The sequence below is a fragment of the Streptomyces sp. NPDC002536 genome, from assembly GCF_053594995.1.
This window is the reverse complement of sequence record NZ_JBSFWU010000153.1, coordinates 1-12617: the sequence shown is the minus strand read 5'-3', so window position 1 is coordinate 12617 and position 12617 is coordinate 1. Positions and strand designations below refer to the sequence as shown.

At 71.5% G+C, this 12617-nt stretch carries 13 protein-coding genes; 9 read left to right on the top strand and 4 right to left on the bottom strand.

What is annotated here, in order from left to right; translation table 11 throughout:
• Positions 1-98: 98 nt before the first annotated feature.
• Together ACWD4B_RS33110 and ACWD4B_RS33105 are read right to left on the bottom strand one after the other, a co-directional pair.
• Positions 99-1412, bottom strand: a complete 1314-nt coding sequence (locus tag ACWD4B_RS33110) for a hypothetical protein (RefSeq protein WP_451424235.1) — start codon at positions 1410-1412, stop codon at positions 99-101.
• Between the two features lie 286 nt (positions 1413-1698).
• A complete protein-coding gene (locus tag ACWD4B_RS33105) occupies positions 1699-2637 on the bottom strand; it encodes a hypothetical protein (RefSeq protein ID WP_451424234.1) in 939 nt (312 codons plus the stop codon).
• Between the two features lie 383 nt (positions 2638-3020).
• Here ACWD4B_RS33105 and deoC point away from each other — a divergent pair, with 383 nt between their 5' ends.
• From deoC to ACWD4B_RS33090, 3 genes are read left to right on the top strand one after another with little or no spacing between them, the layout of a single operon-like run.
• On the top strand, positions 3021-4013 hold the full coding sequence (gene deoC / locus ACWD4B_RS33100; RefSeq protein WP_451424239.1) for a deoxyribose-phosphate aldolase: 993 nt from the start codon (positions 3021-3023) through the stop codon (positions 4011-4013).
• Complete coding sequence (locus ACWD4B_RS33095) at positions 4010-5446, top strand: aldehyde dehydrogenase family protein (RefSeq protein WP_451424238.1); 1437 nt, start codon at positions 4010-4012, stop codon at positions 5444-5446. Before deoC ends, ACWD4B_RS33095 begins: the two co-directional genes overlap by 4 nt.
• Entirely contained in the window at positions 5439-6326 is an 888-nt protein-coding gene (locus ACWD4B_RS33090) for an aldehyde dehydrogenase family protein (RefSeq protein ID WP_451424233.1), read from the top strand. The genes ACWD4B_RS33095 and ACWD4B_RS33090 overlap by 8 nt, the downstream gene beginning before the upstream one ends.
• Before the next feature lie 104 nt (positions 6327-6430).
• Here ACWD4B_RS33090 and ACWD4B_RS33085 read toward each other — a convergent pair whose 3' ends face one another.
• A complete protein-coding gene (locus ACWD4B_RS33085) occupies positions 6431-6799 on the bottom strand; it encodes a hypothetical protein (protein WP_451424232.1) in 369 nt (122 codons plus the stop codon).
• A 139-nt stretch (positions 6800-6938) separates the two neighbouring features.
• Here ACWD4B_RS33085 and ACWD4B_RS33080 point away from each other — a divergent pair, with 139 nt between their 5' ends.
• Positions 6939-7673 (top strand): uridine kinase family protein, encoded by a 735-nt coding sequence (locus ACWD4B_RS33080; protein WP_451424231.1) that lies wholly within the window; start codon positions 6939-6941, stop codon positions 7671-7673.
• Between the two features lie 105 nt (positions 7674-7778).
• Here ACWD4B_RS33080 and ACWD4B_RS33075 read toward each other — a convergent pair whose 3' ends face one another.
• Positions 7779-8534, bottom strand: coding sequence for a SigE family RNA polymerase sigma factor (locus ACWD4B_RS33075; RefSeq protein ID WP_451424230.1), 756 nt, complete (start codon positions 8532-8534; stop codon positions 7779-7781).
• 195 nt (positions 8535-8729) lie between these two features.
• Here ACWD4B_RS33075 and afsQ1 point away from each other — a divergent pair, with 195 nt between their 5' ends.
• From afsQ1 to ACWD4B_RS33050, 5 genes are all read left to right on the top strand, one after another.
• Entirely contained in the window at positions 8730-9407 is a 678-nt protein-coding gene (gene afsQ1, locus ACWD4B_RS33070; protein ID WP_336416172.1) for a two-component system response regulator AfsQ1, read from the top strand.
• A 151-nt stretch (positions 9408-9558) separates the two neighbouring features.
• Positions 9559-11019 carry an ATP-binding protein gene (locus tag ACWD4B_RS33065; protein WP_451424237.1) on the top strand — a complete coding sequence of 487 codons (1461 nt, stop codon included), beginning with the start codon at positions 9559-9561 and terminating at the stop codon, positions 11017-11019.
• On the top strand, positions 11016-11612 hold the full coding sequence (locus ACWD4B_RS33060; protein WP_451424229.1) for a hypothetical protein: 597 nt from the start codon (positions 11016-11018) through the stop codon (positions 11610-11612). Before ACWD4B_RS33065 ends, ACWD4B_RS33060 begins: the two co-directional genes overlap by 4 nt.
• A 66-nt stretch (positions 11613-11678) precedes the next feature.
• Positions 11679-12281 carry a VanZ family protein gene (locus tag ACWD4B_RS33055; protein ID WP_451424228.1) on the top strand — a complete coding sequence of 201 codons (603 nt, stop codon included), beginning with the start codon at positions 11679-11681 and terminating at the stop codon, positions 12279-12281.
• An 87-nt stretch (positions 12282-12368) separates the two neighbouring features.
• Entirely contained in the window at positions 12369-12578 is a 210-nt protein-coding gene (locus tag ACWD4B_RS33050; protein WP_451424236.1) for a PspC domain-containing protein, read from the top strand.
• Positions 12579-12617 lie beyond the last annotated feature (39 nt).

The window sequence follows — 12617 nt, the reverse complement described above, 5'->3', positions numbered from 1 at the left end:
GCGAGAGGGCGGGGCACCCTCGCGTGGAACAGACCGCCGTAAAAAGTTCAGTCCCCGGAAGGACCCGTCCCGCTCCCACCCCGCACCCGACCCACGGATCAGCCGCGGACGCCCACGGCGCGACGCCGCAGCACCGTGAACGCGATGCCGGCAGCGCTCACGGCGGCAAACCCACCGACGGCCGCAGCGAGCGCCGCGTCGTTGCCCTCACGCACCCCTTCGGCACCGGCGGCGACGCCGCCCTCGGGGATGGCCTTGGTCTGGGCGGCGTCGGAGGACGCCAGCTGCACCGAGGCGTTGGTGGCCTTGGCGGCACCGGTGCCGGCGCCCTTGGCGTCACCCCCGGCGCAGCCCTCGGGCAGCGCCGGGAAGTCGTTGACGGCATGGGTCTTGAGGCCGCCCTCCACCCCGGTCACGAGCTTCGGGCTGGAGCTGTCGGCACCCTCGATCCGCGCCAGGAAGCCGTACTTCTCGTCGAGCTCGGGGTGCTTGCGGTCGATCCAGGTGCCGACCTGCTCACCGTCGCCCGCGTCCTTGAAGCCCGCCTTCGGGCCCTCGAGGTCGTTCATCAGGATGGCGACGGTGCCCGCGCCGATGGAAACCTCCTTGGTCACCCGGCACTTGGCCGCGGCCGGGTCGGCCGAGGTGACCGGGCCCTGACCGGCCCCGCCCTTGTCCCAGTCCCGCACGTAGCTGATGCTGCCGTCGGTCCCGTTGACCGTGACGAACCAGGCCTTGTAGCCGACGGTGACGTCCTTGCCGAAGGCGTTCAGGACCTTGACGACCTCACCGTCGGAGACGATCTCCGCTCGGTAGTGGTCACCGAGACGGTAGGACTTCACGACGCTGCCGTCCGGCAACCTCCGGCTGCCGGCCTCCTTGCCGCTGCCCGTGAGGATTTCGCCGCGCAGAGCGGTGAGCGTGACGGTCATCCCGTGGTACTCGAAGGTCACGTCACGGCCGTCGGCCTTGACCGACTTGACGACCGCATCGCCCGACATGACGTCGGCCCGGTGCGTCTCGGGACCGGACTCGTAGACCTCGACCACGGTGCCATCGGCAAGCGTCACGGTCCGGAGCGGCCACCAGGTCCCGACGACCTTCCCGGAGTCCTTGTCGCCGGCCTTGCCGGCGCCGGGCGCCTTGCCGCCCTCCGGCTTCTCCTCGGTCTTCTTGTCCGCCTTGGGCTGCTCCGGAACAGCCTTGCCGGCGGACGCCGGGGCGGCAGGGGTGGTGACGGTGGTACCGGCGCCGCCCTCGACCGCCTTGGCGGCAGGGGCAGCCGGGGCCACAGGGGCGGCAGGCGCGTCGGCGAACGCGGCAGCGGCGGGAGTGAGGACCGCGCTCGCGAGCGCGGCGGAGGTGACGGCAGCACGCAGTGCGGAACGGCGGCGCGGGGACAGAGCAGACATGCAGGGCTCCTGGCGGAACTGGGCCTGGAAAGACCTAGGAAGGAAAGAGATAGGGATTTCGCATGCCGCTTCCCTCGGATCGGTTGAGACCGGAGAGGTCAGACGGTGTCGCTGAGAAAACTGTAATTGACCACCTGTGAGCGAACTTTCCGTTCTATGTCACGGAACATCAACAGCAACCGGGAGGGAGGGATCCAGTTCCGCAAAGCACCCAAACCGGACAACACAGAAAGGCGGACCAGCTGTCACGACGACAGCGGTCCGCCCCTCAACACCCGGCCACGGCTCAGGCGTTGGCACCCACGGCCTTGCGCCGCCGGTACAGCACCGCGAAGCCGATGCCGGCGGCACCGACCGACGCAAGCGCGCCACCGCTCGCGAGCAGCACCTGGTGGTCACCACCCTGCTCACCGACCCCCTCGGCACCGGCCGCGACGCCGCCCGCCGGTATGGCCTTGGTCTGGGCGGCAGCGGCCGACACGGCCTGCACCGAGGTACCGGTGCTCTGCCCACGCGTGGCGGCAGCAGCGGAATTCCCCTTGCTCCCCCCGCCCTTGCCGCCCCCGATCCACGAGGACTCCACGGTGCCGTCCGCGTTCAGCACCACGCGCATACCGCCCCACTGACCAACGCTGTTGCCCTTGCTCGACAGAATCAACACGAGGTGACCGTCGACAGCGAGCTCACCGCGGAAATTGTCCAGGCGGTCCTTGCCGACCGCCATCCGGTGACCGTCGACAAGGGCGTACGAGACCGGCTCCTCACCCTTGGCGCCCTCGGCCCACGAGGACTCCACGGTGCCGTCCGCGTTCAGCACCACGCGCATACCGCCCCAGTAACCGACGCTGTTGCCCTTGCTCGACAGAATCAACACGAGGTGACCGTCGACAGCGAGCTCACCGCGGAAATTGTCCAGGCGGTCCTTGCCGACCGCCATCCGGTGACCGTCGACAAGGGTGAACGAGGACGGCTCCGTCTTCTTGTCACTCTGCGACTGCCGGTCCTGCTTCCGGTCGCCCTCGGCCGACACCTTCGGGGCAGGCACGGTGGCAGTGCCCGGCTCGGCCGCCTTGGCGGCAGGCGCGGCAGGCGCCGCAGGCGCACCCGGCACCGCAGGTGCGTCGGCGAACGCGGCAGCGGCAGGGGCGAGGACCGCGCCAGCCAGCGCGGCGGAGGTGACAACGGCACGCAGTGCGGAACGGCGGCGCGGGGACAGAGCAGACATGCAGGGCTCCTGGCGGAACTGGGCCCGGAAGGACCCGAGGAGGGAAAAGGGAGGGATTTCGCATGCCGCTTCCCTCGGATCGGTCGGGGCCGGAGAGGTCAGACGGTGTCGCTGAGAAAGACAGTAAACGATCTTGAGTGACCGAACTTTCCGCTTATTGTCACGGAACATCAACAGCAACCGGGAGGCACTCCTCCACTCCCGCCAAACCGGACCCACCCCATCGCGAGGCAGCACCAACCCCCCACCCCCGCACCACCGTTGCGCCGACCACCACCCGGCACGACCGGACACCGCGCAAACGATCTTGCGGGCCCCGCCATTTCGTTACCTCCGCAAGGAGTGACACGCGCTACGCGCGTAGATATGCTCATCCGGTGACCATGCCCACTGTTCCCTCATACGGCAACGAAGCCGCGGAGCGACTGGCGTCGATGGCGGACGTGACCGCCTCCGACGGTGCGCTGCGCCGCTTCCTGCACGGCCTGCCGGGCGTCGACCCGGTCGGGCTGGAAGCCCGCGCCGCAGCGCTCGGGACCCGCTCGATCAAGACGACGGCGAAGGCGTACGCCATCGACCTGGCGATCTCGATGATCGACCTGACGACCCTGGAGGGCGCGGACACCCCGGGCAAGGTCCGGGCCCTGTGCGCCAAGGCCCTGAATCCGGACCCGACCGACCGCGGCACCCCCCGTACCGCGGCGGTCTGCGTCTACCCCGACATGGTGGCCACGGCCGCCGAGGCCGTGGCGGGCTCGGACGTCAAGGTCGCGTCCGTCGCCACCGCGTTCCCGGCGGGCCGCGCCGCGCTGCCGGTGAAGCTGGCCGACACGGCCGACGCCGTCGCCGCGGGTGCGGACGAGATCGACATGGTGATCGACCGGGGTGCCTTCCTCTCCGGCCGCTACCTGTCGGTCTTCGAGGAGATCAAGGCCGTCAAGGAGGCCTGCCGCCGCGAGGACGGCACCGCCGCCCGGCTGAAGGTGATCTTCGAGACCGGCGAGCTGTCGACGTACGACAACATCCGCCGCGCCTCCTGGCTCGGCATGCTGGCCGGCGCCGACTTCATCAAGACCTCCACCGGCAAGGTCGCGGTGAACGCCACCCCGGCGAACACCCTGCTGATGCTGGAGGCCGTGCGCGACTTCCGTGCGACGACCGGTGTCCAGGTCGGTGTGAAGCCGGCCGGCGGCATCCGCACGACCAAGGACGCGATGAAGTTCCTGGTGCTGGTCAACGAGACCGTCGGCGAGGAGTGGCTGTCCAACCACTGGTTCCGCTTCGGTGCCTCCAGCCTCCTCAACGACCTGCTGATGCAGCGCCAGAAGCTGAGCACCGGGCGCTACTCCGGTCCCGACTACGTGACGGTGGACTGACCATGGCTTTCGAATACGCACCGGCTCCCGAGTCGCGCGCGGTCGTCGACATCGCCCCGTCCTACGGGCTGTTCATCGACGGCGAGTTCCGCGAGGCCTCGGACGGCAAGGTCTTCAAGAGCGTCTCCCCCTCGACCGAGGAGGTGCTCTCCGAGGTCGCGCAGGCGTCGGCCGAGGACGTGGACGCGGCCGTCAAGGCCGCCCGCAAGGCCTTCGAGAAGTGGTCCGCGCTGCCGGGCTCGGAGCGCGCGAAGTACCTGTTCCGCATCGCGCGGATCATCCAGGAGCGCAGCCGCGAGCTCGCCGTCCTCGAAACCCTCGACAACGGCAAGCCGATCAAGGAGACGCGCGACGCCGATCTCCCCCTCGTCGCCGCGCACTTCTTCTACTACGCGGGCTGGGCCGACAAGCTGGACCACGCCGGCTTCGGGCCGAACCCCCGGCCGCTGGGCGTGGCCGGCCAGGTCATCCCGTGGAACTTCCCGCTGCTGATGCTGGCGTGGAAGATCGCCCCGGCGCTGGCCGCGGGCAACACGGTGGTCCTCAAGCCCGCCGAGACGACCCCGCTCTCCGCGCTGTTCTTCGCGGACATCTGCCGCCAGGCCGGCCTGCCCAAGGGCGTCGTCAACATCCTGACCGGCGACGGCTGGACGGGCGCCGCGCTCGTCGCGCACGAGGGCGTCGACAAGGTCGCCTTCACCGGCTCCACGGCCGTCGGCAAGGAGATCGCCCGTACCGTCGCCGGCACGGACAAGAAGCTCACGCTCGAACTGGGCGGCAAGGGCGCCAACATCGTCTTCGACGACGCCCCGATCGACCAGGCCGTCGAGGGGATCGTCAACGGCATCTTCTTCAACCAGGGCCAGGTCTGCTGCGCGGGCTCGCGCCTGCTGGTCCAGGAGTCGATCCAGGACGAGCTGCTGGACGCGCTCAAGCGGCGCATGTCCACGCTGCGCGTCGGCGACCCGCTCGACAAGAACACCGATGTCGGTGCGATCAACTCGGCCGAGCAGCTCGCCCGTATCACGGCGCTCGCCGACAGCGGCGAGGCCGAGGGTGCCGAGCGCTGGGCCCCGGCCTGCGAACTGCCCTCCTCCGGCTACTGGTTCGCGCCGACGCTCTTCACGAACGTCTCCCAGGCGCACCGGATCGCCCGCGAGGAGATCTTCGGCCCGGTGCTGTCCGTGCTGACCTTCCGCACCCCGGCCGAGGCCGTGGCGAAGGCGAACAACTCGCAGTACGGCCTGTCCGCCGGCATCTGGACGGAGAAGGGTTCGCGGATGCTCGCCGTGGCGGGCAAGCTGCGTGCGGGCGTCGTCTGGGCCAACACGTTCAACAAGTTCGACCCGACCTCGCCGTTCGGCGGCTTCAAGGAGTCGGGCTTCGGCCGCGAGGGCGGCCGCCACGGTCTGGAGGCCTACCTCGATGTCTGATGCAAGGCTGAGCGTTCTCAAGACCTACAAGCTGTTCGTCGGGGGCAAGTTCCCCCGGTCCGAGAGCGGGCGGGTGTACGAGGTGACCGACTCCAAGGGCAAGTGGCTCGCCAACGCGCCGCTCTCGTCCCGCAAGGACGGGCGGGACGCGGTCGTCGCGGCCCGCAAGGCCGCGGGCGGCTGGGCGGGTGCCACGGCGTACAACCGCGGCCAGATCCTCTACCGCATCGCCGAGATGCTGGAGGGCCGCCGCGACCAGTTCATCGGTGAAGTGGCCGATGCCGAGGGCCTGTCGAAGTCCAAGGCGGCCGCCCAGGTGGACGCGGCGATCGACCGCTGGGTCTGGTACGCGGGCTGGACGGACAAGATCGCCCAGGTCGTGGGCGGCACGAACCCGGTGGCGGGGCCGTTCTTCAACGTCTCCTCGCCGGAGCCGACCGGTGTCGTGGCCGTCGTGGCCCCGCAGGAGTCGTCGTTCCTCGGGCTGGTGTCGGTGATCGCCCCGGTGATCGCCGGCGGCAACGCCGTGATCGTGATCGCCTCCGAGGGCTCGCCGCTGCCGGCGCTGTCGCTGGGCGAGGTGCTGGCCACCTCGGACCTGCCCGGCGGTGTGGTCAACATCCTGTCCGGCAAGGCCGCGGAGATCGCCCCGTCGCTCGCCGCGCACCAGGACGTCAACGCGATCGACCTGGCCGGCGCGGACGCCGAGCTGGCCAAGGCGCTGGAGATCGCCGCGGCGGACAACCTCAAGCGCGTGCTCCGTCCACAGCCTGTGGACTGGTCCGCGACTCCGGGCACGGAGCGCCTGACGGCGTTCCTGGAGACCAAGACCGTCTGGCACCCGACCGGTTCGCTGGGCGCGGGCGGTTCCGCGTACTGACGGCCTGACGGCCTGACCGCCCCCGCACACGCGCAACGGCGGCTCCCCTCCACGGGGAGCCGCCGTCGTCGTCCGTACGGACGGGCTCAGACGTACGGACGGTCTCAGGAGCCGCCTGCTGCCGGCAGCAGGTTGGCCGCAGCGCCGACCACGGGCAGGTCCCCCACGTGACCGCCCTTGGCGAGCGGGTCGGTGGCCAGCGAGGTGCCCACGGGCTTGAAGTCGGCGACCTGCGTGCGCGCGCCGTTGTCGAGCGGGTCGACGCCGGTGTTGGCCAGCGGGTCGGTCGGGAGGTTCTTGAGCACCGGTGTCAGGCCCTCGAGCGACTTCTCCAGGGCGATGTGGGTGCCTTCGACGGCCGCGAGGACGTCGGTACGGCCGAACTGGGCGCGCGCCTGTCCCGCGCCCGCGGCACTGGCGCCGGCCGCGCTGCCCGCGACGAGCGCGGCGCCTGCGGAAACGGTCAGCCCCACGCGCACCAGGTTGCGTGCGAAGGGCGGAGGGGGATGAGGCACGGTACGGGCGTGCCGTGCGTGCCGTGCGTGGGAGGCCATGACCACCTGCCGGGTCGGAGAATTACGTCAGCGATTGGCAACGGAACGTATCGGAGTGATGACGCTTCGCGCACGTCCCGACCCGGGGGGATCCCCCGTTCGGCCCAATGCGTCACACTGGTGTCCCGTGACTTCCTCCTGCCATCCGCGCGTCGTCCTGCTGACCGGCCCGTCCGGTTCCGGAAAGTCGTCCCTCGCCGCCCGTACCGGGCTGCCCGTGCTCAACCTCGACGACTTCTACAAGGAGGGCGACGACCCCACGCTGCCGCTGCTCGCGGACGGCTCGGGCACCGACTGGGACTCGCCGCGGTCGTGGGACGCGGACGCGGCCGTGGCCGCCGTCGAGGAGCTGTGCCGCACGTCCCGGACGGCGGTCCCGGTGTACGACATCTCCACCAGCTCCCGGACGGGCACGAGCGTGCTCGACATCGGCCGCACGCCGCTGTTCATCGCCGAGGGCATCTTCGCCGCCGACATCATCGGCCGCTGCCGGGAGCTGGGCGTGCTGGCGGATGCGCTGTGCCTGCGCGGCCGTCCCTCGACGACCTTCCGGCGCCGGCTGGTGCGCGATCTGCGCGAGGCCCGCAAGCCCGTGCTCTACCTGCTCCGCCGCGGGCTGCGGCTGATGCGCAGCGAGCGCGGCATCGTGGCGCGGCAGACGGCGCTGGGCGCCTTCGCCTGCGGCGGGGAGACGGCCATGGGCCGGATCGCCGCGGCGGCCGCGGGCCGACGGGGTCCGGTGCGCGAGGCGGTGCCGGACGCGGCGCCCGCCGCCACCGTCACCGGGGCGTGAAGGCGGGAGCGGGCGGGCAGACCCCCCGGCTGCCCGCCCGCTCCCTTTCCCCCCGTTTCCCCCCTCTGTGGTTTCCCCCCGTGTCCCCCGTTGCCCCCAGGTCTCTCAGGCGACCAGTTCCCCGAAGCACTCCTCGACCGCGCGGCCGTTGGCGATGGCCTCGTCGTCGCGCAGCCGGCGCAGCGAGCGCCAGATGCTGCTCTTGACCGTGCCGACGCTGATGTCCAGGATCTCCGCGATCTCCGGGTCCGTGCGGCCCTCGTAGTAGCGCAGGACGAGCATGGTGCGCTGCAGTTCGGGCAGCCGGGCCAGCGCCTGCCAGAGGACGGCGCGCAGTTCGGTGCCGCGCATCGCGTCGTGCTCGCCGACGGTCTCCGGGAGCTCCTCGGTCGGGTACTCGTTGAGCTTCCGCCGGCGCCAGGCGCTGATGTGCAGGTTGGTCATGGTGCGGCGGAGGTAGCCGCCGACCGCGGCCTTGTCGGTGATCCGGTCCCAGGCGCGGTACGTGGAGAACAGCGCGCTCTGCAGCAGGTCCTCGGCCTCGTACCGGTCGCCGGTCAGGTGGTAGGCGGTCGCGTACAGGGAGGCCCGGCGCTCCTGGACGTAGGCGGTGAACTCGGCCTCCGTCCGCGAAGCGCTCTGCCGGCGTCCCCCCGTGATGTCGGTGACATCGGCCGCCGCAGCAGGCTTCTCCCCGTACGCGATTGCATCCACAGCCACCATGTACGGCGGCCGGACGCGTCCGGTGCTGCGGGCGCACCCCCGTCCACCCGTTACCGCACCGGACTTCTCCGAACCCCTGCCGGCGTCGTGCAGGCGCGTGCGAACTGCGCTGGTCGTCGAGCTGTGCAGGGTGTTCATCTCGCGCCCCCCGTCGTGGAGCCGGCCGGTCCGGTAGTGCTCCCGGACCTTGGTCTTGCCCGGTGCATCACAGCCTGCCGGGCCAGTTTCATCGCGCTGTCCGCCGACTGTCACAGCCCTGCAACAGGCGAAGCCGGGGTCGTGACAGGATCCGTCTGTCGAACTACCGGCCACTCTTAGGCCAGAATGACCACCGTGCCTTTCCTGTTGCTGATCGAGGACGACGACGCCATCCGCACGGCCCTCGAAATGTCGCTGTCCCGCCAGGGTCACCGTGTGGTGACCGCGGCGAGCGGCGAGGACGGTCTGAAGCTGCTGCGCGAGCAGCGGCCGGACCTGATCGTGCTGGACGTCATGCTGCCCGGCATCGACGGCTTCGAGGTGTGCCGCCGGATCCGGCGCACCGACCAGCTGCCGATCATCCTGCTCACCGCGCGCAGCGACGACATCGACGTCGTGGTGGGCCTGGAGTCGGGTGCGGACGACTACGTGGTCAAGCCCGTGCAGGGCCGGGTGCTGGACGCCCGGATCCGGGCCGTGCTGCGCCGCGGCGAGCGGGAGTCCAGCGACTCGGCGACCTTCGGCTCGCTGATGATCGACCGTTCCGCGATGACGGTCACCAAGAACGGCCAGGACCTCCAGCTCACGCCGACCGAGCTGCGGCTGCTGCTGGAGCTGAGCCGCCGGCCGGGGCAGGCGCTGTCCCGGCAGCAGCTGCTGCGCCTGGTCTGGGAGCACGACTACCTGGGCGACTCCCGGCTGGTGGACGCCTGCGTCCAGCGGCTGCGCGCCAAGGTCGAGGACGTGCCGTCCTCCCCCACCCTCATCCGTACGGTCCGCGGCGTCGGCTACCGCCTGGACGCCCCGCAGTGAACGAGAACACGCACGGGAACACGCACGAGAGCACGTACGAGGAAGCAGAGAGCGCACAGTGACGGACAAGCCCGGTCGGGTGCGGGGCTGGGCCGCGGCCAGGAACGTGCTGAAGCTCAGCGTGCGGTGGATCAGCCTGCGGCTGCGGCTGATGCTCGTCTTCGCGCTGGTCGCCCTGGCGGCCGCGGTGTCGGCGTCCGCCATCGCGTACTGGCTCAACCGTGACGCGGTGCTCACCCGGACCCAGAACGCCGCCCTGGACGACTTCCGCAAGTCCCTCCAGGACAACACCGCTTCGCTGCCGCTGCTGCCCACCTGCCCCGAACTGCAGGAGGCCGCGGACCGGATGGCGGCCACCTCGCAGAAGTACGAGGTGCTGCTGATCGGCAAGGTCAAGGGCGGCGGCGACTGCGCCGCGCCGTCCGACCGCGACCTGTTCCCGCTCAAGGTCGTTCCGCAGAGCCTGGTCACGGCGGTCAACCGGGAGCGCCGGGTGGACGAGTCGAACCCGTACCCGTACCACCTGTACTGGCAGCGGATCACGCTCGGCGGGAAGCCTTATCTGGTGGGCGGCGCGAAGGTGATCGGCGGCGGGCCGACCGGGTACCTGCTGAAGTCCCTGGAGAACGAGCGCGCCGACCTCAACTCGCTGGCCTGGTCGCTCGGCATCGCCACCGGCCTGGCGCTGATCGGCTCCGCCCTGCTCGCCCAGGCCGCCGCCTCCACGGTGCTGCGGCCCGTGCAGCGCCTCGGCGAGGCGGCCCGGCGGCTCGGCGAGGGCCAGCTGGACACCCGGCTGCAGGTCTCGGGCACCGACGAACTGGCGGATCTCTCGCGGACGTTCAACCGGACCGCCGAGGCGCTGCAGAAGCGCGTCGAGGAGCTCAGCGCGCGCGAGTCCGCGAGCCGCCGCTTCGTCGCCGACATGTCGCACGAGCTGCGCACCCCGCTGACCGCGATCACCGCGGTGACGGAGGTGCTGGAGGACGAGGCCGACTCCCTCGACCCGATGATCGCGCCCGCGGTGCAGCTCGTGGTCAGCGAGACGCGGCGCCTGAACGACCTGGTGGAGAATCTGATGGAGGTCACCCGCTTCGACGCGGGCACGGCCCGCCTGGTCCTGGACGACGTGGACGTCGCCGACCAGGTCACCGCCTGCATCGACGCCCGTGCCTGGCTGGACGCCGTCGAACTGGACGCCGAGCGCGGCATCATGTCCCGCCTCGACCCGCGCCGCCTGGACGTCATCCTCGCCAACCTCATCGGCAACGCCCTCAAGCACGGCGGCTCCCCGGTGCGGGTCTCCGTGCGGACCGAGGACGACTCGCTGCGCATCGACGTGCGCGACCACGGCCCGGGCATCCCGGAGGACGTGCTGCCGCACGTCTTCGACCGCTTCTACAAGGCGAGCGCCTCCCGGCCGCGTTCCGAGGGCAGCGGGCTTGGCCTGTCGATCGCCCTGGAGAACGCACACATCCACGGCGGCGAGATCACGGCCGCCAACTCCCCCGAGGGCGGCGCCGTCTTCACGCTCACCCTGCCCCGCGACGCCTCCAGCCTCACCGAGGACGGCGAGGACGGCGGCAGCACGACGGAAGGGGGCGCGCAGTGAGACGCCGCCGCACCGCCGCCCGTGCCGCCGCGCTGGCCGCCGGGCTGTCCCTGCTCGCCGGCTGCGGCATCCGCGGCACGGCCGTCCCCGTGGACGCGGGCAGTGCCCCGTCGCGCGCGACCTGTGTCGTGCGCCCCGGCGCGCAGAACGCGCTGCCCACCGGAAGCATCACCGTGTCCGTCCAACTGGTCTGCACCTCGCAGCTACTGCCCGTGACGCGCGCGGTCGTGCTCCCGGCCGACAGCGACGCCGTGCAGGCCGCCTCCGCGCTCCTGGACGAGCTGCGGCGGCAGCCCTCGCCCGCCGAGGACGAGGCCGGATTCTCCACGTCCGTCCCGGCCCGGCTGACCGTCGGTGCCCCGCACAAGGGCGACCCCGCCGGGACGCTGCGCCTGAACACCGCCCCCGACCAGCTGCCTCCCGTGGCCCTGGCCCAACTCGTGTGCACCTTCGGGGGCACCGCGGCGGCCGACGGCCGGGGCACCGTGGTCCTGGGCGGGCCCGGCGACGAGGACCCCAAGGGCTACCAGTGCACCGACGAGCTGCGCACGCACCCGGAGAGCATCCGCGGGACCGGCGCCACCGTCTCTTGACGCGACGCTGACTCTCCGTGCCCGGCAGGCGGAACCGCACGCCCCGCGCGCGGCGTCCGTAGGGGCGTGCAGCGTCATGGCTATGGCGGTACGCCCGCCCTCCGATACCGCTACCGCGTCGCGGGCTGCGTCCTCCTGGCCGCATACCTCCTCGTGCTCGGCTGGCTCGCCCTGCGCCCGCTGACCGCACCCTGGGTGACCGCCGCGCACCTGGAGCCCCTGGCCACGATCCGCGCCGACCTGGCGATGGACCCGTGGGACGCGGCCTGGGCCATAGGGACGGGGATCGTGCCCTACGCGCCGCTGGGCGTGCTGCTGCCGTGGGCGGGGGGCCGGCTCGACGTGTCGCCGCTGGGCTCGCTGACCCGCACGGTCTTCACCTGCGCCATGCTCTCCCTGGCGCTCCAGGTCGTGCAGAGCGGCGTGGCCGGGCAGATCCTGGACGTCGACGCGCTGCTGCTGAACGTGGCGGGGGTGACGCTCGTGCACCTGGCGGTGGTTCCGGCGGTGCGGGCGCGGCTGCGCAGGCGGGCGGGGTCCGGCGGAGGTCGTACGGCGGACCCCGAGGGGGGACTCAGGGCGGACGCGACCGCCCGCCGTCCCCTCCTCCGGGAGGACCGGGACCGGGGTCTGACCCCTACGATGCCCAGGGTCGGGATCGCCCCCTAGAGTGACGCTTTGCTCCGGATCGCAGCCGTAGCGTGGTGGATGTCGGGAAACGTTCCCGCACCCTCCACCACCGACGAGGAGTCCGTCATGTCCGCCCCGCTGGTCCGCCCCCGTCAGCACAGGATGATCGCCGGAGTCTGCGCGGGCCTGGCCCGGCGGTTCGGGATCTCCCGCACGACGATGCGGGTGCTGTTCCTGCTGTCGTGCCTGCTGCCCGGCCCGCAGTTCCTGCTCTACCTCGCCCTGTGGATCCTGCTGCCCTCCGAGGGGGAGGGCAAGCAGTCCGCCGGCTGGTGATCCGCCGGCCGCTCGCGACAGCGCGGCGGCCGCGCGCCC